Annotated in this window: 19 protein-coding genes; 10 read left to right on the top strand and 9 right to left on the bottom strand. The window is 67.3% G+C overall.

The features are described 5' to 3' along the window. Nucleotides 1-43: 43 nt before the first annotated feature. From H587_RS0116420 to H587_RS0116430, 3 genes are read right to left on the bottom strand one after another with little or no spacing between them, the layout of a single operon-like run. The gene (locus H587_RS0116420; RefSeq protein ID WP_027177152.1) at nucleotides 44-298 is read right to left on the bottom strand and encodes a tetratricopeptide repeat protein; all 255 of its coding nucleotides are present in this window, start codon (nucleotides 296-298) and stop codon (nucleotides 44-46) included. A gap of 22 nt (nucleotides 299-320) precedes the next feature. Beyond that, nucleotides 321-704 carry a tetratricopeptide repeat protein gene (locus tag H587_RS19355; RefSeq protein WP_051203097.1) on the bottom strand — a complete coding sequence of 128 codons (384 nt, stop codon included), beginning with the start codon at nucleotides 702-704 and terminating at the stop codon, nucleotides 321-323. After that, a complete protein-coding gene (locus H587_RS0116430) occupies nucleotides 697-1,137 on the bottom strand; it encodes a flavodoxin (protein WP_027177153.1) in 441 nt (146 codons plus the stop codon). Before H587_RS0116430 ends, H587_RS19355 begins: the two co-directional genes overlap by 8 nt. Nucleotides 1,138-1,490: 353 nt before the next feature. On the opposite strand from H587_RS0116430, the gene H587_RS0116435 reads away from it, so the two are divergent. The 3 genes from H587_RS0116435 to hemW are packed head-to-tail and all read left to right on the top strand — an operon-like array spanning nucleotide 1,491 to nucleotide 3,807. After that, nucleotides 1,491-2,033, top strand: a complete 543-nt coding sequence (locus tag H587_RS0116435; RefSeq protein ID WP_027177154.1) for an epoxyqueuosine reductase QueH — start codon at nucleotides 1,491-1,493, stop codon at nucleotides 2,031-2,033. A 9-nt stretch (nucleotides 2,034-2,042) separates the two neighbouring features. Continuing rightward, nucleotides 2,043-2,588, top strand: a complete 546-nt coding sequence (locus H587_RS0116440) for a hypothetical protein (protein ID WP_027177155.1) — start codon at nucleotides 2,043-2,045, stop codon at nucleotides 2,586-2,588. Nucleotides 2,589-2,598: 10 nt separating this feature from the next. Next, nucleotides 2,599-3,807, top strand: a complete 1,209-nt coding sequence (hemW, locus tag H587_RS0116445) for a radical SAM family heme chaperone HemW (protein WP_027177156.1) — start codon at nucleotides 2,599-2,601, stop codon at nucleotides 3,805-3,807. 83 nt (nucleotides 3,808-3,890) lie between these two features. Here hemW and H587_RS0116450 read toward each other — a convergent pair whose 3' ends face one another. The 5 genes from H587_RS0116450 to H587_RS0116470 all read right to left on the bottom strand — a co-directional run bounded on the left by H587_RS0116450 (nucleotide 3,891) and on the right by H587_RS0116470 (nucleotide 8,161). After that, entirely contained in the window at nucleotides 3,891-4,610 is a 720-nt protein-coding gene (locus tag H587_RS0116450) for a hypothetical protein (RefSeq protein WP_027177157.1), read from the bottom strand. A gap of 31 nt (nucleotides 4,611-4,641) precedes the next feature. Then, complete coding sequence (locus tag H587_RS20030) at nucleotides 4,642-5,238, bottom strand: tlde1 domain-containing protein (RefSeq protein ID WP_051203100.1); 597 nt, start codon at nucleotides 5,236-5,238, stop codon at nucleotides 4,642-4,644. A gap of 307 nt (nucleotides 5,239-5,545) precedes the next feature. Next, nucleotides 5,546-6,304 carry a hypothetical protein gene (locus H587_RS0116460; protein ID WP_027177158.1) on the bottom strand — a complete coding sequence of 253 codons (759 nt, stop codon included), beginning with the start codon at nucleotides 6,302-6,304 and terminating at the stop codon, nucleotides 5,546-5,548. 53 nt (nucleotides 6,305-6,357) lie between these two features. Continuing rightward, nucleotides 6,358-7,095: a hypothetical protein gene (locus tag H587_RS0116465; protein ID WP_027177159.1), complete on the bottom strand. Its 738-nt coding sequence runs from the start codon at nucleotides 7,093-7,095 to the stop codon at nucleotides 6,358-6,360. Nucleotides 7,096-7,114: 19 nt separating this feature from the next. Beyond that, the gene (locus H587_RS0116470; protein WP_027177160.1) at nucleotides 7,115-8,161 is read right to left on the bottom strand and encodes a tlde1 domain-containing protein; all 1,047 of its coding nucleotides are present in this window, start codon (nucleotides 8,159-8,161) and stop codon (nucleotides 7,115-7,117) included. Between the two features lie 486 nt (nucleotides 8,162-8,647). On the opposite strand from H587_RS0116470, the gene H587_RS0116475 reads away from it, so the two are divergent. From H587_RS0116475 to H587_RS0116500, 6 genes are all read left to right on the top strand, one after another. Further along, nucleotides 8,648-9,376: an amino acid ABC transporter ATP-binding protein gene (locus H587_RS0116475; RefSeq protein ID WP_027177161.1), complete on the top strand. Its 729-nt coding sequence runs from the start codon at nucleotides 8,648-8,650 to the stop codon at nucleotides 9,374-9,376. 96 nt (nucleotides 9,377-9,472) lie between these two features. After that, on the top strand, nucleotides 9,473-10,300 hold the full coding sequence (locus tag H587_RS0116480) for an ABC transporter substrate-binding protein (RefSeq protein WP_027177162.1): 828 nt from the start codon (nucleotides 9,473-9,475) through the stop codon (nucleotides 10,298-10,300). Nucleotides 10,301-10,370: 70 nt separating this feature from the next. After that, a complete protein-coding gene (locus H587_RS0116485; RefSeq protein ID WP_027177163.1) occupies nucleotides 10,371-12,152 on the top strand; it encodes an amino acid ABC transporter permease in 1,782 nt (593 codons plus the stop codon). A gap of 294 nt (nucleotides 12,153-12,446) precedes the next feature. After that, nucleotides 12,447-14,756: a methyl-accepting chemotaxis protein gene (locus H587_RS0116490; RefSeq protein WP_027177164.1), complete on the top strand. Its 2,310-nt coding sequence runs from the start codon at nucleotides 12,447-12,449 to the stop codon at nucleotides 14,754-14,756. A gap of 213 nt (nucleotides 14,757-14,969) precedes the next feature. After that, the gene (locus tag H587_RS20415) at nucleotides 14,970-16,127 is read left to right on the top strand and encodes a PAS domain S-box protein (protein ID WP_156904609.1); all 1,158 of its coding nucleotides are present in this window, start codon (nucleotides 14,970-14,972) and stop codon (nucleotides 16,125-16,127) included. Between the two features lie 95 nt (nucleotides 16,128-16,222). Then, entirely contained in the window at nucleotides 16,223-16,675 is a 453-nt protein-coding gene (locus H587_RS0116500; protein WP_027177165.1) for a universal stress protein, read from the top strand. Nucleotides 16,676-16,730: 55 nt separating this feature from the next. Here the strand turns inward: H587_RS0116500 and H587_RS0116505 are convergent, their stop codons facing one another. Then, on the bottom strand, nucleotides 16,731-18,506 hold the full coding sequence (locus H587_RS0116505; RefSeq protein WP_027177166.1) for a 6-hydroxymethylpterin diphosphokinase MptE-like protein: 1,776 nt from the start codon (nucleotides 18,504-18,506) through the stop codon (nucleotides 16,731-16,733). 353 nt (nucleotides 18,507-18,859) lie between these two features. On the opposite strand from H587_RS0116505, the gene H587_RS21005 reads away from it, so the two are divergent. Continuing rightward, nucleotides 18,860-24,856, top strand: coding sequence for a FecR domain-containing protein (locus H587_RS21005; RefSeq protein WP_027177167.1), 5,997 nt, complete (start codon nucleotides 18,860-18,862; stop codon nucleotides 24,854-24,856). Nucleotides 24,857-24,899 lie beyond the last annotated feature (43 nt).

Consider the following 24,899-nt stretch of genomic DNA (forward strand, 5'->3'; position numbering starts at 1 on the left):
GGGGTTCACGGAAAGGCGGGAAGGCGGGAGCCTCCCTGGCTTTCTATAACCCGGCGAAGCCGGACGGACGAAGGCGGAGGGCCATGCGGAAGCAGAGTTCGGCCTCCTCGGGCCGTCCGGCCCGGGCGTAGATACGGCCCATGTGTTTCTTGGAGTGGGCCTCCAGCAGGGGGCGGTCGATCTCGCGGGCGAGGCGCAGGGCCATGGCCAGGCTGAGCATGGCCTGGTCCAGGCGGCCCTCGCGTTCGGCGCGGCAGGCCTCGGAGTTGTAGCGGACGATGGCCTGGACTTCGGGCATGGCTTCTCCTCCTCGGGAACGGCTAGACGGCGGCGGCCAGGATGGGCCCCATCTGTCGGTCCAGTTGGCGGTTGAGGGTCGTGCGCAGGTTCATGCGCACGATCTGATGGACGCGGTTGCCGTCGCCGATGCGCGCGCGGATGAGCTCCAGGGCGCGGCCGAGTTCGGCCTCGGCCTCGTCCAGGCGGCCGGAACAGGTCAGGATCACGCCCAGGTTGTTGCGGATCTTGGCCTCCAGCACGGGCATCCCGCCCAGCTCGGCCACCAGGACCAGGGCCTGACGCTGCATCCGCTCGGCCAGGACGGACTCGTCGTTGTCGAACAGGCGCATCCCGCCCCGGCAGAGGGAACCCACCAGGCGCAGGGTGCGGCAGCGGCCCGGACAGGGCGTGCGCGGCTCAGACATGGACGGCCACCGTCTCGGCCCAGGCCGCGATCTCGCCGCGCTCGGGGTCGCCGTCGATCTTGAGCCCGTCGACCACCAGCACCGCGCCCAGGTCCCGGGCCCGCTCCTCGAGGGCGTCCACCGCGCCGCAGAAATGGGGGTAGCCGGAGTCGCCGCAGCCGAACACCGCGGTCTTCACCCCGTCCAGCCCGGCTTGGTCGAGGCCTTCATAGAGATGCACGAAGTCGTCCTGGAGTTCGATGTCCTCGTCGCCCCAGGTGGACGAGCCCAGGAGGACCAGATCCCAGCCCCGGGCCAGGCCCTCGGCCTCCACGTCGGCGGCGTTCTTCAGGGCCACGTCCGCGCCGTGTTTGCGCAGCACGTCCGCGACGTACCCGGCGGCGGTCTCGGTGTTGCCGGTGGTGGAACCGTAGACGATCAGAACCTTGCTCATGCGTTGCTCCTTCATTGATTTTTGGATTCCCAGGAGGGGCGGCCCGTTCCGGCCGCGTCCCGTGCACGGTTTGATTGATATTGAAAATCAATCTCAAAAACAAGGGAAAAATGAACGTTCCGGCAAGAAAGGCGGCAACAATGCGAAATTCATGTGAATCAACAACATCGGCTTGGGCCTCCGCCCCGTCCCGAAAAAGCTGAAAGGCGAGAGTCTCTTTGGTTTTCCGTAGACCGCCGAAGGCGGCCCCTTCGGGGGTTCACGGAAAGGCGGGGAGGCGCGAGCATCTTCGCCTCTCCGTAACCGGGCGAAGCCCGCTTTACAGGGGGGCGAGATTCTGGAACAGGAAACGGATGCGGATATTGCTGCACGTGTGCTGCGGGCCGTGCTCAATCACGGTGGCGCGGACATTGCTGGACGAGGGCCACGAACTGGAGGGACTGTTCTTCAACCCGAACATCCACCCGTTGGGCGAATACGCCAAACGGCGGGATGGGGCCCTGGAGGTGGCGGAACGCCTGGGCTTTCCACTGCGGGTGTTGGACGCGGAGTATGATCCGAAGGTGTTTTTCCGGGCCGTGACGGGCCGGGAGGACGACCGGCGCTGCGGGGAGTGCTACCGCATCCGGCTGACGCGGGCGGCGGAACTGGCGCGCGAGGGCGGCTTCGAGGCCTTCACGACCACGCTGCTCTACAGCAAGTATCAGAAGCACGAGGACATCGCGGCCCTGGGCCAGGGACTGGCCGCCGACGGAACCGGGTTCCTGTACCGCGACTTCCGCTCGGGCTGGAAGGACGGCATCCGGATTTCCAAGGAATGGGACATCTACCGGCAGCAGTGGTGCGGCTGCCTCTACAGCGAAAACGAGCGCTACCGGGCGCTGCTGAAGACCTAGGAGCGGGACATGGCCAAGTTTTCGGACCAGGTGGTGGACTTCATGCAGCACCGGGGCGTGATCCTCGGCAGCTACGTGCTCTTCTCGGCGGTCAAGACGGCCCTGGTCTGGCTGGACCCGGCCCAGCCCGAGGACGCCCGCATGGGCGCGGCCATGGGCCTGCTGGTCTACGCCGTGGTGGCCCTCTACGCCTGGCGGCGCAACACCCTGGCGATCTGGGTCATGACCGCCTGCCTCATGTTCACGGGCTTGAGCTCGCTGTTCAACTCCCTGGTCCTGTCCCTGACCAACCCCCTGGAGACCATGGGCCTGAACGCCCTGAACCTGATCCTGGGGGCCTACTTCACCATCAGCGGGGTGGTCATCTTCCGCACCCGCGGGATCAAGATCGTCTCCATCCAGGCGGTCGCCGAAGAACCGGAGACGGACGCCAAGCCTTCCTCTCCCCTGGCCCCGCCGCCGACTTCGTCGGTCACCAGAAAGGCGGAAGAGGGTCCGTCTTCATCGGTCAGCGGAAAGGCGGAAGAGGGTCCGGCGGAGAAGAAGGAAGAATAGGAGCGGGCGGATGCCCCGGCTGTTCGGAGAGGAGTTGCCCGTGGAGGGGCCCAAGCGGGAGCCCGCCGCGCCCGAGGGAGGCCCGGACAAGGCCATCCTGCTCTACGTCCACGTGCCTTTCTGCCGCCGCAAGTGCCACTACTGCGCCTTCCACTCCCAGAGCTTCAACCAGGTCACCTTCGCCTGGTACCTGAAGATCCTCCTGGCCGAGATCGAACTCTGGGGCAAACGGCTTTCCCGGCCGCGCGTGGAGACGCTCTTCTTCGGCGGCGGCACCCCGAGCCTGTTCCCGCTGAACGATCTGGCCCGGGTCATGGACGCCCTGCGGGCCAGCTTCCGCCTGGACGACGGCCTGGAGGCCACCCTGGAGGCCAACCCGGACTCGGCCTGCGACGTGTCCTTCTTCCGCGCCCTGCTCTCCATCGGCTTCAACCGCCTGAGCCTGGGCGTGCAGAGCCTGGACGACCCGGACCTGATCCTGCTCGGCAGGCCGCATTCCGCGCGCCAGGCCGTGGACACCTTCGCCCTGGCCCGCCAGGCCGGGTTCGGCAACATCAGCCTGGACCTCATCTCCGGCCTGCCCGGCCAGAGGCAGCGCGACTGGCTGCGCCAGCTGGAGGGCGCGGTGAGGCTGCGGCCCGAGCACCTGTCCTGCTACGGCCTGACCGTGGAGCCGGGCACGCCCCTGGAGCGTTCGCTGGACCTGGGGGAATACGCCCTGCCCTCGGAAAAGGAGCAGGGCCAGATGTACGTCTACGGCGCGGAGTACCTGGAGTCCCAGGGCTACCTCCAGTACGAGGTCTCCAACTTCGCGCGCATGGGCTTCGCCTGCCGCCACAACCTGGGCTACTGGCAGGGCCGCGACTACCTCGGCCTGGGCCCCTCGGCCGTGTCCACCCTGGGGCGGCGGCGGTTCACCAACCCGCGCTACATGGACGCCTACGACGCGGCCGTGCGCGGCGGGTTCGCGGGCCTGGACTTCGAGGAGCTGGACGACGCCGCCCGGCTGCGCGAGATGGTCATGCTCTCCCTGCGCACCACCGAGGGCCTGGACCTGGTCCGCTACCGCAAGCTCTCGGGCCGCGACCTGCTCAAGGACGAGGCCAGGCTCATGCAGGGCCTGCGCCAGAACGACCTCGTGCGGATCAAGAAGGGCCGCCTCTCCCTGACCAAGACCGGCATGCTCGTCTCCAACTCCATCATCAGCCGCCTCATCTGACCCCCTTCGGGGGGGCTTCGCCCCTCTTCAGAAAGGCGGAAAGACGGGAGCCTCCCAGCCTTTCTATGAACCGGCGAAGCCGGTCAGTCCCAGGTGATACGGTGCTTGACGAATATGGAATCCGCGAGACCGTCCGTGAAGGTGATGATGATGGTGCGGTAGATAAGCTGCCCCTTCCGCACGTATTTTTCGGGGTACCCCCTGGCCAAAACCTCTTCCCTGGAAAGGAAGACCTTACACGTCGCCCCGTACCGCAAGGAGTCTGGCTCCTCATGATGCGGCCAGCCGAGGACGGCCTTGACCTCGCCCTTGGTCAGCCCCAGACGAAGGCCGCTTTTCGTGGCCACCGCCGAACTCAAGCCGAGAGAGGGATGCAGCTTCCCGGCAAGGGGAAGCCCCTTGGCATCGCGCCTCAACTCAATCTGAAAAAGACGGCCACAGCCCTTCGGGCTTTTCTCCACCCGAGCCAGCAGCACCGTCGCATCACCCTGCCGACTGGACACATAACCGAACAGGGGAACCGTGGGATATGCGTCCGCCAGCGCGTCGACGCGACCCAACAACTCGAACAACCGTTCCGGGCCGTCCTGATCCACGGTCAGGGTTCCGGTCATATCCAAGCCGACGTGCTCAAAAACAACGTGAGCCGGGTCCATTGCCTTGTCGAACGCAGCCTTTCCCACATCCGAGGGCAAAGACTGAGACGGCCGATCGCTCCACCGGTTCCAGGAGTATGAACCGTTGTCCAGTTCTATCTCGTAAGCCAAGGCGATGGACGAGAGCGACACGGTAAGCGCCGACATGATTCCAAGTACAGCGTTAGTGAATCCCTTTCTATTCCGAAACATGGATCACCTTGTCCTTATACTTTTTCAACATGCTCCGCGTGGGATAGTTCAGAATGATACAGCCTTCAGACGCGTCGCTCTCAGCGTTATCGCCGTGGACAAGGAATGATCGCGGTTTGCGTCCCATGCTGTTGACCCTTGCTTCGGTTTCGGTATCAGGCTCCAGTTTGAAAATGGGGCGCGCAAGATCCGGCCGGTAGTTCTCGTCGGTGATCTCCACGACTCTCCAGTTCCCGCGTGGAATGGGGCCGACGTTCTCCTCGCCCTCACGGCCCGGGTTGTTTCGTCCCGCGTCCTTTTCCCCGGGCGTGCCCTTGCCGGAGTAGCCGTTGCCCAGAACGTTCCCGTCCTGGTCGGTCAGCGTCCCCTTGCTCTGGCTCCAGATCAGGTAGGGGCCTTTCGAGGGCGGGGGCGGAGGCGGCAAAAACACCTTGCCACGGCTTTGGGCCTGCTCCCCGCCGGTTCCTCCTGGAAAGACATTCCTCTCATTCGGCCAGTCGGGCAGCTCCAGCGTGTTCTCCAGCCGCGCCTTTCCCCGGCCGGCCTCGCCCGGTGCCACGAAGGCGGGAAGGACGGAGAACATTTGGACTGCCCGTAGACCGGCGAAGCCGGACGAAGGGGGGCGGCAGGCTTCCGCCCCGGGGTTTTTCCTCCTTGGGCTTCTCGCTCCAGGCCCCTTCTCCGGGTCCGGCGTAGCGGCCCAGCTCGTCATAGGGCTGCTGGTCGCCGTGGGAGTTGGGCTTGGTGTGCCCGCCCAGGCCTCCCGCCACCAAGGACATCCGCCGCTTGGGCGGAGCCCAGTCCGGCTCTTTCGCCACCACCCACCCGGCTTCGCCGGGCTATAGAAAGGCGAAGAGCCTCCCAGCCTTTCTATGAACCGGCGAAGCCGGTCAGTCCCAGGTGATGCGGTGTTGGAGGGTGATGGAGTCCACGCGGCCGTCCGTGAAGGTGATCCAGATGAAGCGGTAGGTGGATTGGCCCATCCGCACGTACTTTTCCGGGAAACCGCGGGCCAGGACCTCCTCCCGGGAAAAGGACACCGCCCGGGCGGCCCCGTAGCGCAGGACGTTCTCCTCCTCTTCCTGGGGCCAACCCAGGACGGCCTTGACCTGGTCCTTGGCCAGCCCCAGGCGCAGGCCGCTTTTCGTGGCCACGGCCGCGCTCAGGCCCGGGGTGGGTCGCATCGCGGCGGGTCGGGGAAAATCTCCGGGGTTCCGGCGCAGTTCCAGGTGGAAGACCCGTTCGCATGGGCCGGGGCAGTCGTCCACCAGGACGATGAGCCTGGTCGTATCGCCCGGCACGCTGGAGACGTAGCCGTACTGGTCGACGATTTCGCGGGGCATGTGGACCTTGGGGGCCTCGCCCAGGACCGCGAAGACCCGGGCCCTGTCGGCCTGGTCCGGGATCAGGCGCTGGTCCCCAGCCGGGCCCAGGTGATCGAGCGTCACCTGGGCCCAGTCCATGATCCGATCGAAGGCGGCCTGGCCCTCTTCCGGGGACAGGGGCTGGGAGGTACGCCCTCCACCACGAATCCAGACGTACCCGCCGTCGCCCAGCCAGATGTACCCGGCATCCGCCCGCGACGCGGACACGAGCAGCAGCGCCACGGCCAAGGCCAGGACGACCCGGAACAGTTCAGCGCGCGACATGGAGGAATTCCTTCCCGGCCTTTCCATGACCCCCCGAAGGGGGGCGAAGCCGGTCATTCGATGTTCACGGTGTGAAGCACGTAAAAGGAGACGACCCGGCCCTGGGCGAAGTGGAACCGGATTTTCCGGCTGCATATGGCCGCGCGGCGCGCCGTTTCCGCGTCGTAACCCCGACCTCGGGCCTCTTGCGGCGACAGTGAACGCACATCGTACGCATTGTAGCCCAACATGTTCTCGTCCTCGCCATGCGGCCAGCCCAGGATGGCCTTGACCTCGTCCTTGGTCAGGCCCAGGCGCAGGCCGCTTTTGGTGGCCACGGCCGCGCTCAGGCCCGGGGTGGGTTGCAGGCCCTTGGCTTCGGGGATCATGCGCGGGTCAGCGAACACGTCCAATTCGTAGATGCGCCAGGGTACGCCCGGCATGTCGTCCAACCGGGCCGTGAGCACGGTGTGGTCCCCGGGACGGCTGGAGACGTAGCCGTAGATGGGCACCTCGACCCCGGGCTCGTGCAGGCGCTTCGCCCGGCCCAGGACCGCGAAGAGGCGGTCCCGCACGTCCCGATCCACAGTCAGACTCTGGTTCCCGTCCGGCCCCAGGCCGGTGAAGACGAGATGGGCCGGGTCGTTGATCCGCGCGATGGACTCCTTGGCCCGCTCCGGGGATAGTTTGACCGGGGGCTGATCGCCGCACGTATTGCAATAATAATCGCCATTGAGCAGGAATATTCCGACTCCTTCACATTCCGAAGCCGAAGATGCCGGGGCGGCGCACAACGCCGCGAACAGCGCCACGCACAGCGCGAGACGGATGCTAACGCCGCGGAAGAATGCGAAGGATGCTGTCCTTTCGCTTCCGCAGGGAATCGCGCGTCGCCCAGTCCAGAATGATGCAGCCTTGCGAGGACTCTCTCCCATCTCTCCGTGCTCCATGAATAAGAAATGAAAACGGTTTACGGTGCAACGCCTCGGCCCTGCGTCTGGTTTCCTCGTCGGCGGGGACGAGACGAAACACCGGCGCGGCCAGATGTCTCTCTCGCGCCTCCTTATCGTTCAGCAGCACCATCCGCCAGTTCCCGCCGGGAGCTGGGCCCTGGTCGGGCACCCCTTCGCAATCCGGGTTGTTCGTGCACTGCCCTTGCCCCGCATGACCCTTCGCCAGCACCCGGCCGTCCTCCTCCATCAGGGCGCCCTGGTCCTGAATCCAGAGAATGCAGGGTTTTCCTTTGATGGGGGGAGGGAGCTTCCTCACATCCTCATCCTGCTCCCCGTCCGTGCCGGGCTCTTGCCGCGTCTGGTTTCCCCCGGTCAGGACGCCCGCGCCTCCAGGAAAGACATTCCCCTCATTCGGCCAATCCGGCAATTCGAGCCCGCTCGGCCAGTCGGGCAATTCCGGCAATGGCTCACGTTGCGTCGAGGCCATCGGTTGCCTGTGATCCAAGCCTTGATTTGCCGGTCTGTATGCCCTCCGTTTGTCCAGCACATCCCCGCCCGAGTGACCGGCCAGGAAGTCGTCGCCGTCCCGGCCCAAGAGGGTGGTCAACAGGCTTCCGCCCCGGGTCTTTTCCTCCTTGGGCTTCTCGCTCCAGGCCCCTTCTCCGGGCCCGGCGTAACGGCCCAGTTCGTCATAGGGCTGCTGGTCGCCGTGGGAGTTGGGCTTGGTGTGCCCGGCCAGGCCTCCCGCCACCAAGGACATCCGTTGCTTGGGCGGAGCCCAGCCCGGCTCTTTCGCCACCACCCACCAGTCAGGCCCGCCCTTGGATTTTCTGCGTTCGTCGATCTGCTGGTACGACTCCAGCGGGTCGAACTCCCCGCGTTCCGTCTGAATCCACAATTTTCGCCCTTCCCGGTCCCGCAACATAAAACTCCTCCTATAGGTTTTCAACGAACCATAAGGGGCGTTTTCGGGCCGGGGAAAGAATGACAGCCAATATGCGGCTCATTGCAGCGGATTCGCATCTTGACGGGCCACGTCCTGTGGCCCGCCCTTCGGGCCGCCGGAGGAACCGGCGGTCCCCTTTTGCTATCCTGCAAAAGGGTGACGGGCTCTCGTCCCGCCTCCTTCGGAGGTTTTCAGAAAGGCAAAAAGCGGGAGCCTCCCCGTCTTTCTGTAACGCCCCGAAGGGGCCTGTCCTGCAAAAGGGTGACGGGCTCTCGTCCCGCCCCCTTCGGGGGTCTTCAGAAAGGCGGAAAGCCCAGAGCCTCTTGGCTGTTCCGTAACCCCCCGAAGGGGGGAAGCCGGGAGTTTTTTGGCTGTTCCATGAACCGGCGAAGCCGGGCGGACCCTTGCCGGAAAGGGGGGATTCTGGTAGCTGGGTGGCACCGCCGCACTCAAGGAGTTTTCCAGGTGATCCGTTTCGAACATGTCCAGAAATGGTTTCATGATCTGCATGTCCTGAACGACGTGAACCTCCACATCGCCCCGGGCGAGGTGGTGGTCATCTGCGGGCCTTCCGGCTCGGGCAAGTCCACGCTCATCCGCTGCATCAACCGCCTGGAGCCGATCCAGAAGGGCCGCATCGTGGTGGACGGGGTGGACGTGGGCGACCCGCGCACGAACATGGTCATGCTTCGGGCCGAGGTGGGCTTCGTGTTCCAGCAGTTCAACCTCTACCCGCACATGACCGTGCTGGAGAACATCGTCCTGGCCCCCATGCTCGTGCGCGGCACGCCGCGCGCCGAGGCCGAGGCCGCGGCCATGGAGCTGCTCTCCAAGGTGAACATCCCGGACAAGGCCGGGGCCTACCCCAGCCAGCTCTCCGGCGGCCAGCAGCAACGCGTGGCCATCGCCCGGGGCCTGGCCATGAAGCCCCGGATCATGCTCTTCGACGAGCCCACCAGCGCGCTCGACCCGGAGATGATCAACGAGGTGCTGGACGTGATGAAGACCCTGGCGCGCGAGGGCATGACCATGGTGGTCGTGACCCACGAGATGGGTTTCGCCCGCGAGGTCGCGGACCGGGTCATCTTCATGGACCACGGCGCGCTCGTGGAGGAAAACACCCCCGAGGAGTTCTTCAACCATCCGAAGCAGGAGCGCACGAAGGACTTCCTGAGCAAGATTCTCTCGCATTAGGACGTCGGGCCCCGGGAAGCATTTCCCGGGGCCTTGTTTTGTGGCATGGTACAAGGATCGACGATTCCCGCACGGGACAAACAAAGGAGAAAGCACATGCGTTCCCTGAAGACCCTGGCTCTTGCCTCGCTGCTCCTGCTGGCCGCCGCCTCCGTGGCCATGGCCGGTCCGGCCTACGACCGCGTGATGAAGGAGAAGACCCTGCGCGCGGGCATCATGACCGACTCCATCCCCGGCGCCTTCTACAACGAGAAGAAGGAATGGGTGGGCTTCGACGTGGACATCGCCGAGGAGATCGCCAAACGCCTGGGCGTGAAGCTCGAGCGCGTGGCCGTGAACAACAAGACCCGCGTGGCCTTCGTCCAGGAAGGACGCATCGACATCTCCGTGGCCAACATGACCCACAAGCGTGAGCGCGACAAGAGCATCGACTTCTCCATCACCTACTTCTTCGACGGCCAGAAGGTGCTCGTGAAGAAGGGCGCGGTGAAGGATTGGAAGGATCTCATGGGCAAGAAGGTCGCCACCATGCAGGGCACCACCTCCGAGATCAACCTCAAGGCCAAGCTGAAGAGCCTGGGCGAGAAGAACGTCGACCAGAGCGTGATCTCCTTCCAGAAGGAGTCCGAGTGCTTCCAGGCCCTGCAGATGGGCCGCGTGGCCGGTTGGAGCACCGACTCCACGATCCTGCTGGGCTACGCCGCCCAGGAGCCCGGCAAGTGGGAAGTCATCGGCGACTTCATCTCCGACGAGCCCTACGGCATCGGCCTGCCCCAGGACGACTCCGCGCTGCGCGACGCCGTGAACTTCGCCATCCAGGACATGTGGACCGACGGCGCCTACATGAAGATCTACGACAAGTGGTACGGCCCCAACACGCCGTACGCCTTCCCCATGTCCGGCAAGATCGAGATGTGGCCGTAGGCCCATCCCTCCCCGTCAACCAGCTCCGGCCCGGCATCCCCGGGCCGGAGCCTTTTCCCGGCGCGTGAACATGCTCAAGCATTGGATGGAAAAACCCCTGGCCCAATACGCCACCCTGGCCCTCATCCTGGGCCTGGCGGTCTGGTATTGGGGCTTCGTCTTCAGCTTCCACTACAAGTTCGACTGGTCGGTTCTCTTCGTGGAGAACAAGACCTACGGCCTGAACCTCGGCCTGGAGCTGCTCAAGGGCCTGACCCTGACCGTGAAGATCTCCCTGCTCTCGGCGGCCATCGCCCTGGGCCTGGGCACGGCCCTCGGCCTGGCGCGGCTCTCGCACTTCCGGCCCCTGCGCTGGGTGGCGACCTGCTACGTGGAGTTTTTCCGCAACACGCCCCTGCTCGTGCAGCTCTTCTTCTGGTATTTCGCCCTGCCCAAGCTCCTGCCCGACGCCGGGCGGGAATGGCTCTTCAGCCTGCACTACGAGTTCTGGGTGGCCGTGTTCGGCCTGGCCGCCTACACCAGCTCGTTCATGGCCGAGGTCATCCGCGCCGGGCTCCAGTCCATCCCCAAGGGGCTCCTGGAGGCCGCCTATTCCTCGGGCCTGACCTATTTCCAGGTGCTCACGCGGGTCATCCTGCCCCTGGCCTTCCGGGCGATCATCCCGCCCCTGGGCAGCGAGTTCCTGAACAACATGAAGAACTCGTCCCTGGCCATGGTCGTGGGCGTGGCCGACCTCACCTGGCAGTCGCAGCAGATCGAATCCCTGACCTTCCGGGGCTTCGAGGCCACCACGGCGGCCACGGTGCTCTACCTCTCGCTCTCGCTGATCATCTCCGGGGTGCTGAACACCGTGAACCGGCGGCTGCGGGTGGAGCGTCTGGCCCGGCCCTCCTGGATGGACCTGGCCCTGGACCGGCTGCTGCTGCCCATCGGGCTCTTCTTCCGGGCCCTGACCCGGCCCCTGCGGCGCATGGCCCGTCGCCGCCGCCAGTCCCTGACCCGCTCGGCCCTGGGCGCGCTCTGGGCCCGCTTCCTGGGCCTGGCCCGGCGGGCGCTCGTCCTGGCGGGCAAGGCCGTCTTCCTGGGCCTGCTGGCCGCCCTGGCCTGGAAGATCGCCCAGGGGCTGGCCGACTTCGACTGGGCCGTGGTGTTCGACAACATCACGACCATGCTCATCTGGCGTTTCCCCCACGGCGACGAGCACGAAATCCTCTGGGGCCTGGGCGGACTGTCCTTCTCCCTGCTCATGGCCGTCATCGCCATCTCGGTAAGCTTCGTCATGGGCCTGGTCATCGGCTTGGCGCGCATGGCCGAGAACCGCGTCCTGCGCATCCCGGCCACGGCCTACATCGAGATCATCCGCGGCAACCCGCTGATCATCGTCATCTTCTGGGTCTACTTCTTCGTGCCCGTGCTCCTGGACACCTTCCTGAACGTGTTCTGGTCCGCGACCATCGCGCTGACCCTGTTCACCGCGGCCTACATCGCGGAGATCGTGCGCGGCGGCATCCAGAACATCCCCAGGGGCCAGTTCGAGGCCGCCTACTCCACGGGCCTGACCTACGCCCAGACCATGCGCAGGATCATCCTGCCCCAGGCCCTGAAGCAGATGATCCCGGCCATCGTGGGCCAGTTCATCGCCATCTTCAAGGACACCTCCCTGGCCTACGTCATCGGCGTGCTGGAGCTGACCTTCGTGGCCCAGGGCCTGAACAACCGGCTCATGGTCCATCCCTTCGAGATATACTCCACCGTGGCCCTGCTCTACTTCCTGGGCTGCTACGTCATGAGCCTCTTCGCCGCCCGGCTGGAGCGCAGGCTCTCGCCCGAACGCGTGCGGCTGCGCATGTAGACGGCCCCCCGCAAGCGCGATGCGGACGACGGGCCCGTCGTTTTTTTTCATTTCATATCGGGATTCCATTGCCCGTCTCTTACTGGCTACCATATAGTAGCCAATTTATGGACCGCGTGAATCCTCTCCTCCTTCCCTGGCGAGTGGGGCGGGAGGCGATTTTCTCCCTCCACGCGGTCCCGGGAAGGAGATATCCCGCGACCGGCGTCCGCCACATCCGGCGCTCGCCTCCATAACCCCGGCCCGGTCCGGGTTCCGCCGAACAACGCCGGCGGGAGAGAGAGGAGTCAGTCCATGTTCCGCAAAAGCATCAGCTCGGTGCTCATGGCTTCCGTGGCCCTGGCCGTGATCCTGGCCGTGGCCGCCATCGTCACCTATGTCTCCCGCTCCACCTACAGCCTGAGCCTGGAACTCAACGAGCAGGCCATGCAGCAGATGGCGCAAACCACCCAAAAAGCGCTGCACATGTATATGGACAACGCCCAGAACTCCGTGCGCACCATGGCCAGCCGCTCCTCCGTGGTGGCCGCGCTTGGTGGCGATCTCTCCAAGGTGGATGCGGATCTGAAAACCTGTCTGCGAAACGACAAGAACCTCTGGGGCGTGGTGCTCTTCGACACCACGGGCATGGCCACGGTGGGGCTTTCGGCTTCCGGCGACGACCTGGCCGGCAAGAGCCTGAGCGACCGGGACTATGCCAAGGCCATCCTGGGCGGCAAGGATATCTTCCTGCCCCAAACCCTGATGAAGGTTCAGAGCGCCAGTTCCTCGGCCCTGAGCTTCGTCGTGGCCGCAGCCGTGCGGGGAGCGGACGGCAGGCTCCTGGGCGGCGTCGCCCTGTACCCCCTCTGGGACAACTTCACCAAGGCCTTCATCGATCCGGTGCGCTTCGGCCAGCGCGGCTATCCCTTCATGCTCGACGGCCAGGGCCGGACCATCGCCCATCCCACCAACAAGGCTGAAATCCTCGCCCCGGCGGATGAAATCAACCTCAAGGCCCTGCAAGTCAAGAACGGCGAACTGTCCTACGAATGGAAGGGCGAGAAGAAGGTCATCCAGGTGACCACGGACCCGGAGACGGGCTGGGTCACCTGCATGAGCGCCTACGTCTCCGAGCTGGCCGAGACGGCCACGGCCCAACGCAACATGCTCATCGGCATCGGCGCGGCCGCCGTGCTCCTGCTGGTGGGCGTCATCGCCCTCATCATCCGCCGCCTCGTGGTCCGGCCCATCACCGCCATCGAGGCCTTCACCGCGGCCATCGCCAAGGGCGACTTCACGGCCGCCCTGGCCACGGACTTCCGCTTCGAGTTCCACCACCTGGCCGAGAACATCCGGGTCATGGTGGCCGAGCTGAAGAACAAGCTCGGCTTCGCCCAGGGCGTGCTCAAGGGCTTCGTCATGCCCTGCGCGGTCTTCGACCGCGACGACAAGGTGACCTTCACCAACGAGCACATGGTCCGGGCCATCGACAAGAGCGGCGACCCCACGAGCTACCACGGCCAGACCTCGGGCCAGTTCATCTACGACGAGACCGGCCGCGACACCGCCGCCACCCGCTCCATGCGCGAACGCCGCATGCTCCAGGCCGAGGTGCCCTACACCTCGCACACGGGCAACAAGAAGGTCTTCGACGTGACCGCCACCCCCATCCACGACCTGGACGACAACGTCATCGGCACCCTGGCGGTCTGGTTCGAACTGACCGAAATCCGCGAACAGGAGAAGAAGATCGCCGCGCAGAACGAGAAGATCGCCAAGGCCGCCGAGGCCGCGGACACGGTCTCCGACCAGGTGGCCTCGGCCTCCGAGGAACTCTCGGCCCAGATCGAGCAGTCCAGCCGGGGTTCCGAGGAGCAGCGCTCGCGCACCGGCGAGGCGGCCACGGCCATGGAGGAGATGAACGCCACGGTCATGGAGGTGGCCAAGAGCGCCTCCACCGCGGCCGAGCTGGCCGACAAGGCCAAGAGCCAGGCCCAGGACGGCGAACAGCTCGTGCGCGACGTGGTCGCGACCATCACCCGCATCAACGAGCAGTCCGAGGTGCTCAGGACCGACATGACCGAACTCGGCAAGCAGGCCGAGGGCATCGGCCAGATCATGAACGTCATCGCCGACATCGCGGACCAGACCAACCTCCTGGCCCTCAACGCCGCCATCGAGGCCGCCCGCGCGGGCGAGGCCGGTCGCGGATTCGCCGTGGTCGCCGACGAGGTGCGCAAGCTGGCCGAGAAGACCATGACCGCCACCAACGAGGTGGGCGCGTACATCAAGGCCGTGCAGGACAGCGCGCGCAAGAACATCCAGAATACCGAGGCCACGGCCCAGGCCATCCACGAGAGCACGTCCACGGCCGAGAAGTCCGGCGCGGCCCTGCGCGAGATCGTGAACATGGTCGAGAAGACCGCCGATCAGGTGCGCGGCATCGCCACGGCCAGCGAGGAACAGTCCGCCGCCAGCGAACAGATCAGCCGCTCCACCGAGGAGATCAACCGCATCGCGGCCGAGACCGCCGAGGCCATGACCCAGTCCGCCCAGGCCGTCTCCGACCTGTCCCGGCTGGCCCAGGATCTGAAGAGCATCATCACCGACATGCAGCAATAGGCCCCTTCGGGGCCTTCCCCCAAAAAGGCGGGAGCCGCGCTCCCGCCTTTTTTCGACCCCTCCGCTTCGCACCGGCTATATCCCGCCGTCGACCGGCCGAGGGAGGCTCATGGGCAAAGGATTCCCCGGAGAAACCCGAATGCCCCGAAAAGAGCGTTACAACATGCCGTGATCGCGGTATATTTGCACATCACTCCCAGCCGGGCCTCAACCATGAGCGAACTCTTCGGAACCTATCTGCGCGCGCGGCGACAAGAACTGGACGCACGGCGGGGCGGCTACAGCATCCGCAAGCTGGCCCAGCGCCTGCGCGTGCACCATTCCTTCCTGAGCCGCATCGAGCGCGGCGAACCCGCCCGGCTCTGCGAACGCAAGCTGGTGGCCCTGGCCCATGAGCTGGGCGAGGATCCTGACCTCATCCTGGCCATGAACGGCGCCGTGGCCGAGGACGTGCGCCGGGCCATCCTCAAGCGCCCGGCCCTCTTCTCCCGGCTCATCCGCGAACTGCGCGACGCGCCCGACGAGGACGTGCGCTCCGACCCCCAGCTCCGGCGCGAACGCACACGCCTGGCCCAGCGCATCACGGACAAGGCCGTGCGCCTGCGCAAGGCCCTGGACGAGTTGCGGGTCTTCCGGCTGGCCGTGGACAACGGCCCGGCCGCCGTCTGCATGATCGGCCCGGACGACACCGTCACCTACGTGAACCGCGCCTTCCTGGCCCTCTGGGGCCTGGCGTCGGAAGCCGATGTCCTGGGCCTGCAGCGAAGCGTGCTCTGGGTCGATCCCGAGGAGGCCCAGCACTATTACCGGAAGATGAAGGAGACCGGACGGTCCTCCATGGAGGCCAGGGCCCTGCGCCCCGACGGCACCACCTTCCTGGCCCGGGTCGCGGCCACGGCCAGCCTGGACCTGGACGGCCGGGTGATCGGCGGCATCGCGAGCATCGTGGACGTGACCCGCGAACGGGCCCTGGAGCGCGGCCTGACCAGCAGCAACCAGTGGTTGCGGCAGTTCGTGGAGGACATGCACGACGTGCTCCTCATGCTCGACGACCAGGGCCGCGTGGTCTACGTCTCGCCCTCGCTGGAGACGGTCTGGAGCCTGGAGCCCCAGGCGGTCCAGGGCCGCCCCCTGGCGGACTTCGCCCTGCCCGGGCACGCGCCGCTGCTGCTGGACCAGATCGCCCGGACCCTGGAGGGCGCGAACACGGTCGGGGACCACCGGCTGCGGCACGGCGACGAAACCTACCCCTGGGTGCGTCTCTCCCTGGCCCCGCGCCGGGACGAGCAGGGCCGCGTCACCGGCGTCCAGGGAGTGGTGACCGTCCTGAGCGGACGGGTTCCGACCGACGATCCGTCGAACCGGGATTGAGCGCCGGGGTCTTGCCTTTTGGTCCAACTTCCTGCTACCGCTGGGGAAAGCCGCGCCGACGCGGCCTCATCGGACCCTCAACCAGGAGGCGACCCGTGGCCGACATCCGCAAGATCCTCTGCGCCCTCGACTTCTCTCCCATGTCCCCGCGCGTGGCCGACTACGCCGCCACCCTGGCCCGTGCCCTGAACGTCCCCCTGCACGCGGTCTACGTGGCCCCCACCCTGAAGCGCTACGGCTCCTTCGCCGTCGCCGAGGAGAGCATCGAGAACTTCGTCGGCGCGATCCTCGCCGGGGCCCGCGAGACCATGGACGAGTTCGCGGCCAAGCACTTCGAGGGGCTGGAGGCGACCACCTCCGTGGAAATGGGCTACGCGCCCGAGGCCCTCATCGCTGTGGCCAAGGAGCAGGGCTGCGGGCTCATCGTCATGGGCACCCACGGCCGACGCGGCATCGACCGCATCGTCTTCGGCTCCGTGGCCGAAAAGGTGGTCAAGACCTCGCCCCTGCCCGTGCTCACCATCCACCCCCCCCTCGGGGGTTCATAAAAAGGCGGAAGAGGGGCGCGGTGTTCGGTGGAGGGGCGAAGCCCCTTCGGCGTTTCTATAGCGCGGCGAAGCCGCGGTCGATGACGGACATGAAGCGCAGGGACATGGCCCGGACGGCCTCCAGGTAGAGGCGCAGTCCGCGTTCGCGGTCGTCCGGTTCCTTCGGCTCGAACACGAGGCGGTGGAACGTGGGGTTGTGGAAGTCCTCGAAGCGCTGCACGAGATAGGTCACGTTGCCCCGATCCAGTTGCTCCAGCACGTCCATGCCGTTCTTCACGAACTCCGGCCCGGAGATGGACAGCAGCACGTCCAGGGGCCCGGCGGTGTTGGCCCAGGCGGCCCGCTCGCGGGCCAGGAAGGCCTTGATCTTGCCCTTGTCCGCGCGCGGGGCGGGCAGTTCGCGCAGCGCCCGCAGGGCCGCGTCCAGCCCCTGCCGGGCGGGCAGACGGGGGTTCTCGTCGAACTCCACGCCCGGGCCCAGGAGGATGCTCCGGCGCGAGAGGTTCACGCAGCGCACGCCCGTGGCGCGCACCTCGTCCAGGAACCAGAGCGCGGCGTCGCGGAAGTTCAGGGTGCTGTAGAGCGTCTCCCCGAAGGGGGTCCGCACGGGATAGAGCTGTGGGTGGCGGTGGACCAGGGGCCGGGCCTCGGAGTCCGGGGCCTCGTGCACCGAGTTCCTGGCGTAGGTCAGCCGCCAGGGGTCGGCGGCGGCCAGCTGGACCCCGGCCAGGACGCAGGTGGGGCAGCCCAGGTGGCGGGCCAGGGAGAAGGCCGCGGTGATGACCGAGCCGTAGATGCGCAGCACGGGCCGCGCGCCGAAGACCTCCGGCTTGTAGGCCCCGAAGAAGAAGGTCCGGCCGAACAGCTCCGTGGGCGCGTGCGACAGGCAGTGGGCCGCCAGGATGGTCTCGGGCAGGCGGTCGAGGCCCTCGAAGGAGACCCGGGCCGCCAGGCTGTTGTCGTTGATGACCACGACATGCGGGGTCACGCCCAGGGCCAGCAGGGGCTTGAGGGCGTTGTTCACGGCGATGATCACGGCCCGGTCGCGGTTGGCCCGCAGGAACTCCGCCCGTTCGGCCAGGTCCGGCCCGGCGGCGACCAGGATGGCCGGGACGCCCTTGAGCGCGTCGCGGACCTGACGCAGGTTGCCCTGGGAGGCCAGGGCGGCGGCGTTCTCGTAGGCGTGGTGCTGCTGGTCCAGGAACAGGCCGCGCTCGATGCGCCGCAGGGGCAGGCCCCGGCTGTTGAACTGCCCGCTCACCGGGTAGATGCGGTGCCGCCAGCAGAGGAACTCGATCTGCTCCACCACGGCCCGGACCCATTCCGGCAGGGCCTGGAGCAGTTCGGGGGCCGCGAAGAACTCCGGGCAGCCCATCTTCAGGAAAAGTTTCTCGGGCAGGAGCCGGGCCAGGGGCGGGTTCAGGCGCAGGGCGTCGCCCTGGACGCAGACCACGCCGCGCGCGGCCAGGTCGCGCGGGGGAAAACCCGCCAGCAGCGCGCCCATGCGGCCCGGGTCCGGGTCCAGCAGGATCACGGCCGCGTCGCGCCGGGCCAGGGCCGCGTCCAGCAGCGGCGTCCGCGTCGCGCCGAGAAAGACCGGCAGCCGGGTGGCGGCCAGGGCCTCCTCCGGGGAACGCTCCGGCGGCTCGGGGTCGAAAAGCGGGCCGTCGTCCGCGAAGGGCGCGGCGAAGACCGGATTCTCGTAGGCCCAGACCGGCACGTGGCGCAGCACCCCGTGCCCGCCGGACAGGACCGCGCCCGCGCCCTCCACGGCGGGGCCCCGGCGCAGCACGCCCAGTTCCTCCAGAACCTTGGCCTTGACCTCTTCCATCGACGCTCCTCGTCAACCTCCCGCCACAACTACCATATCCCTCCCCCACCCGCCACCCCCCTCGGGGGTTCACGGAAAACCAAAGCGGGACGGCGCCGTTCCGAAACGGGCCGCCCCCCTTCGGGGGGGGACATGGAAAGACCGGGAGGCTCCCGCCGTTCCGTCCTTCCAAAACAGGCCGAAGGCCCCCCCTCGGGGGGACAGGGAAAGGCCGAAGAGAGGGTTCCGGCAAAACCGGAGAGGCGTTCCGCGTTCCGCCTTTCTCGGGAAGCGTCAAGAAAACGCTTGTCCCTGGAAAACGCTCGGGGTATTCTCCAACATAGTAGAATGTGAACTCCGGGGGGGAGTCCGCCATGCCCGAGACCATCGGAACCGTCAGCGTCCTGCACGGCCAAGCCCAGGCCGAAGGCCCGTCCGGGGCCCGCGCCCTGTCCCAGGGTTCGCCCGTCTACCAGGGCGACACCGTGCATACCGGGCCGGGCTCGGCCCTGGAAATCCATTTCGCGGACAAGACCGTGCTGGCCCAGGGCGCGGACTCCACCATCTCGCTGGACGAATACGCCTACAACCCCGACACCGGCGGCGGAGCCCTGGCCTTCAAGATGGCCCAGGGCACCTTCCGCGCCGTCACCGGCCAGATCGCGGACAAGAACCCCGAAGCCTTCCAGCTCAAAAGCCCCCTGGCGACCATCGGCATCCGCGGCACGGAAGTGGGCTCGGTCATCGGCCTGGGCCCGGACGGAACGCCCACGGAACAGCACACCGTGCTCGTCTACGACGGCCGCCCGGTGGTCATCTTCTCCGGCTCGGGCACGGGCTTCCAGCTTCTCACCGGCTCGGGCGAGATGGTCCCGGTGATGATGACCCCCGACGGGGTGGTCCAGGTGGGCGCTCCCGTTCCCGCCCCCCCCGGCCTGATCAGCTACCTGAACCAGTTCAGCCCCCAGGGCATGCAGCAGGGCCCGCCCCAGAACTACACCCCTCCGCCGCCTCCAGGGCAGGACGGGCAGAACGGCGACCAGAACGGCGAGGGCGATCAGGGTGACCAGGGCGATCAGGGCGACCAGGGCGACCAGGGAGACGGTTCGCCCGACCCGGCCGGAGATCTGGCCCAGCAGGACCAGGACATCCAGCAGGGCGACCAGGGCGACCAGGGCCAGCAAGGCGACCAGGGCGACCAGAACCTGACCCCGCCGCCGCCTCCCCCTCCGCCTCCTCCTCCGCCGCCTCCGCCGTCTCCTCCCGGAGGCGATGCCGGCGGCACGGGCGGCGGCTCCTCGGGCGGCGGCTCCTCGGGCGGCGGTTCGGGCGAGGGCACGGACGGAACCTTCGTCGTGGACGGCGACGACACCACCGACGACGACACCCCGAACGAGCCTCCCGCGCCGAGCACGGGCGGCACCCTGGATCTCTCGGGACTCAGCGCGGGCGCGGAGGCGGACATCGCCAATCCCGCCGACCAGTGGTACTGGAAGGACGGCGACGCCTCCCCCACGAAGGTTTCCGGCATCACCAACGTCATCGGCACGGCCTACGACGACGTCATCATCGGCAGCGACGAAAACAACCAGCTTTCGGGCGGCGCGGGCGACGACAGCCTGATGGGCGGGGCCGGCGGCGACACGCTCCAGGGCGGCGCGGGCGCGGACAGCCTGGACGGCGGAACCAACGACCCCATCAACGGGCTCCTGGACATCGCGGTCTACTCCGACAGCACCACGGCCCTGAACGTCCAGGTGAACGGCGTCAGCTTCACGGTCGCGGCCTCGGGCGCCACCGACCAGCTCACGAACATCGAGGGGCTGGTGGGCTCCGGACTGAACGACACCGTCACCGTGACCCAGGACTACGGCGGGGTGTTCTACTTCGAGGGAGGCCGCGGCGACGACCAGTTCGGCGGCGCGTACCACACCCCCAACTCCATGGGCGGCTGGGACATCATGAGCTGGCGGGACCTGGACGCGACCTCCGGCGTGAAGGTTCTCGTGGGCGAGGGTTCGGCCTTGGTCTACCAGGGCGCGGCGGGCTCGGGAACCCCCACCGGCGAGCAGGACGGCTTCGACTGCTACGTGGACGAATTCTGGGGCGGCGCGGGCGCGGACCGGTTCCAGGCCTCCTATTCCCGCGAATCCACCTTCGTGGGCAACGCGGGCGACGACACCTTCATCGGCGTGAGCGTGGGGAACTACAACACGGCCGTCTCCTACCTCACCTCGACCGGCGGCGTGAACGTGAACCTGGGCACGGGCGTCGCCTCGGACGGTTTCGGCGGCACGGACACCCTGGTCGACGTCCGCGAGATCATGGGGTCGCTGCACGACGACACGATCATCGGCGACTCGCACAGCAACTGGATACAGGGCCTGAAGGGCGACGACTTCATGGTCGGCGGCGGCCAGGATGCCTACGGCGGTGACTGGCTCTCCTTCTGCGAGGATCCCGGCGGCGTGACGGCCAGTCTGGCCACGGGCACGGCCACCGACGGCTGGGGCGACACGGACACGTTCTCCGGGTTCGAAAACCTCGAAGGTTCGGACTACGCCGACTCCCTTACCGGCGACGGCCTGGGCAACGTGCTCATGGGCAACGCCGGAAACGACACCCTGGTCGGCGGCGGCGGCGGCGACACCGTCGTCTACAGCGAAGACCCCTCCAGGGACGGAGACACCCTGGGCGTCGTCGTGGACCTCGGCGCGGGCACGGCCACCGACGGATGGGGCGACACGGACGTCCTTTCGGGCATCGAGAACGTCGTCGGCACGAACTTCAACGACAGCATCACCGGCAGCGACGCGGCCAACGTCATCACCACCGGCGCGGGCATCGACGAGGTGCTGGCCATGGGCGGGGCCGACACCATCGTCATGGGCTCGTACCTCACGGGCTCGGACACGGTCTACGGTTGCGACGGCGACGACACCCTGACCATGACCGGCAGCGCGGGCATGGACACCGGGGCCTTCCAGAACGTGCGGGAGGTCGAGCACTACCGGATCAGCGGCCAGGGGCAGTTCACGCAGACCCTCTACGACGGCAACTTCCTCAACCTGGCGACCACCTTCCTGGACGTGGACGCCTCGACCACCACCGGCGCGGCCGGAACCAACAACGGCGTTTTCCTGGACGGCTCCGCCCTGTCCATGGGCAACTACGTCAAGCTCACCGGCGGCGCGGGCAACGACACCCTCTACGGCGGCGGCGGGGACGACACCCTCGCCGGCGGCGCGGGCGTGGACATCCTGCGTGGCGGCGGGGGCAACGACGTCTTCCTGGGCTCCGCGGGCGACGGCGAACAATACGACGGCGTCGTGGGCGACGACTCCCTGGACTTCTCCGGCCTTGCGGTCACGGGCGTCTCCGTGAACGTGGGCTCGGGCTCGGTCGTCTTCACCAGCGGCACGGCCCAGACCCAGACCTTCAGCAACATCGACACCCTGACCGGCTCCTCCGGGGCCGACACCATGGACGCCACCACCGCCTCCGTGGGCATGGCCCTGAAAGGCGGCGCGGGGAACGACATCTTCATCGCCGGAGCCCTGGCCGACATGACCTACGACGGCGGGGCGGGCGTGAACGTCCTGAACTACTCCGGCCTGGGCCAGGGCCTGCACCTCGTCTTCACCGGCAACAACGCGGGCACGGCGGACAAGATCGCCTACACGGACGCCTTCACCAACGTGCAGCAGTTCCTGGGCTCGAACCAGAACGACACCATCGACGTGGGCTCCTCGCTGACCGTCGGCCCCACGGTGAACGGCGGCGCGGGCCAGGACCAGGTGACGGTCTGCCGCGAGAACGCCACCACCGCGCTCTCCGGCATGACCTACATGGAAAGCGTGATCCTCGCGGGCGACACCAACGGCGCGGCCAACGTGACCCTGGGCCGCTACCTCGGCGGGGCGGCCGGGTCGCGGGTCAACGTGACCACCAACAACGACATGGTCAGCTCGCTGACCCTGGCCGTGGCCGCCGGGGCCGTCTGGGGCCTGGACGTCCTCGGGACCATGGGCGCCGACTCCATCGCCGGAACCGAGAACAACGACTCCATCGTCGGGGCCGAGGGCAACGACACCCTCTACGGCAACGGCGGGGCCGACACCCTCTACGGCGGCCTGGGAGCCGACAAACTCTACGGCGGAACGGGCAACGACTTCCTGCACTTCTCCCTGGGCGACGACACCCTGGACGGCGGCGCGGGCACGGACACCCTGAGCTACGCGGACTTCGCGGGCACGGTGGGGCTGACCCTGACCTCGACCACCGGCGGCGTGGCCGTGCTGGACGACGGTTCCTCCCACGTCCAGCAGATCTCCAACACCGAGTGCTACATCGGCGGAACGGGCGAGGACGCGGTGAGCGGCTCGGCGGCGGTGCTGAACTCCCTGATCGCCGCCGACAGGCTCCAGGACTTCGACGTGATCACCATCACGGGCACGGGCGCGGCCGGCCTGACCCTGCCCGCGGGCTTCTCGTCCGGCTCGACGCTGAAGATCTTCGCCGGAGCCGGGATCACCAGCCTGAACCTGGACGCCTCGGCGCTGGACGTCAACGTCTGGGCCACAGGCTCGAGCGGCGACGACACGCTCTCCACCGGCACGGGCACGGACAAGCTCATGGGCCTGCTGGGCGACGACTCCCTCTCCGCCGGCGAGGGCGACGACACCCTGGAGGGCGGACCCGGCGGCGACACGCTCTTCGGCGGCGCGGGGTTCGACAGCCTGGACGGCGGGACCAACGATCCCATCAACGGGCTCCTGGACATCGCGGTCTACTCCGACAGCACCACCGCCCTGAACGTCTCGGTGACCGGCACGACCTTCTCGGTCACCGCCTCCAACGGCGTCGACACGCTCACGGGCATCGAGGGCCTGGTGGGCTCCAGCCAGAACGACACCGTCAGCATGGACACCATGTACGGCGGGATCTTCTACTTCGAGGGCGGCCTCGGCGACGACCAGTTCAACGGCGTGTCTCATGACCCCGCCTCCATGAGCGGCTGGGAGATCATGAGCTGGCGCAACCTGACCGCCGACTACGGCGTGAACGTGGTCGTGAGCGACGGAGGAGCGGAGGTCTTTCTCGGCTCGGCGGACGGGGGCAGCCCCACCGGCGAACAGGACCACTTCAACTCCCTGGTGGACGAGTTCTGGGGCGGCGCGGGCGCGGACTGGTTCATGGCCACCTCGTCCCACTCCTCCACCTTCGTGGGCAACGCGGGCGACGACACCTTCGACGGCGCCAACTTCGAGGACAACGTCACCACCGTGTCCTATCTCACCTCGCCCACCGGGGTGAACGTGAATCTGGGAACGGGCACGGCCTCGGACGGCTTCGGCGGCACGGACACCCTGAACGACATCCAGAGCGTCATGGGCTCCCTGCACGACGACACGATCACCGGCGGCACCGGCAACGACTGGATCCAGGGCCTGGCCGGGAACGACACCCTGAACGGCGGCGGACAGGACGGCGGCGGGGACTGGCTGTCCTACAGCGACGACCCCGGCGGCGTGACCGTGAGCCTCTCCGATCACCTCGCCACCGACGGCTGGGGCGACCAGGACACGGTCTCCAACTTCGAGTATGTCGAGGGTTCGCAGTACGCGGACTTCCTCGAGGGCGACAGCGGCGACAACGTCTTCTGGGGCGGGCTGGGCGACGACACCCTCTCCGGCGGCGGCGGCGGCGACACGGCCATGTACGACGGCGCGCCGTCCAATTCTGACGGCTGCGGCGTGGAGGTCGACCTGTCCACGGGTCAGGCCTTCATCTCCGAGGGGGGATATACCCATACCCTCATCAGCATCGAGAACGCCTCCGGCTCGGACTTCAACGACACGCTCCTCGGAGACGGGCAAGCCAACTCCCTGGGGGGCGAAAGCGGCGACGACCTGCTCAACGGCATGGCCGGCGGCGACCTGCTCATCGGCGGCGACGGCGCGGACATCCTCATCGGCGGGGCCGGAAGCGACACGCTGATCGTCAATACGGCGCCCGCGGGCGACGGCGCCTCCGACCTGATCGAGTACCAGTCCACCTCGGACTTCGGGGACACGGCCACGAACTTCATCACGGGCCAGGACAAGATCGGCTTCCTCTCCGACGACTCCGGCGGAAGCTTCGGCTTCACCTCCACCTCCGGCCTGTCCGACTTCATCTACAGCGACTATGCCGCCTATGACGGCAGTGGCGGCACGGACGCCTGCTTCGTCGTCAACGGCGGCTCCCTGCTCTACGACCCCGACGGCAAGGAAGGCGTGGAGAGCGCGGCCACCGTGGTTTCCGGCGTCACAGGGCTCCAGACGACGGACGTGGTCATCGTGGACGCCTCGCACGCGGTCGTCGCCTGACCGCGCTCCGACGCGGAACGAGAAAGGGGAGGCCCGCGCCTCC

Origin of the sequence: Desulfovibrio aminophilus DSM 12254, assembly GCF_000422565.1 — a bacterium.
Taxonomy (GTDB): Bacteria; Desulfobacterota; Desulfovibrionia; order Desulfovibrionales; family Desulfovibrionaceae; genus Aminidesulfovibrio; species Aminidesulfovibrio aminophilus.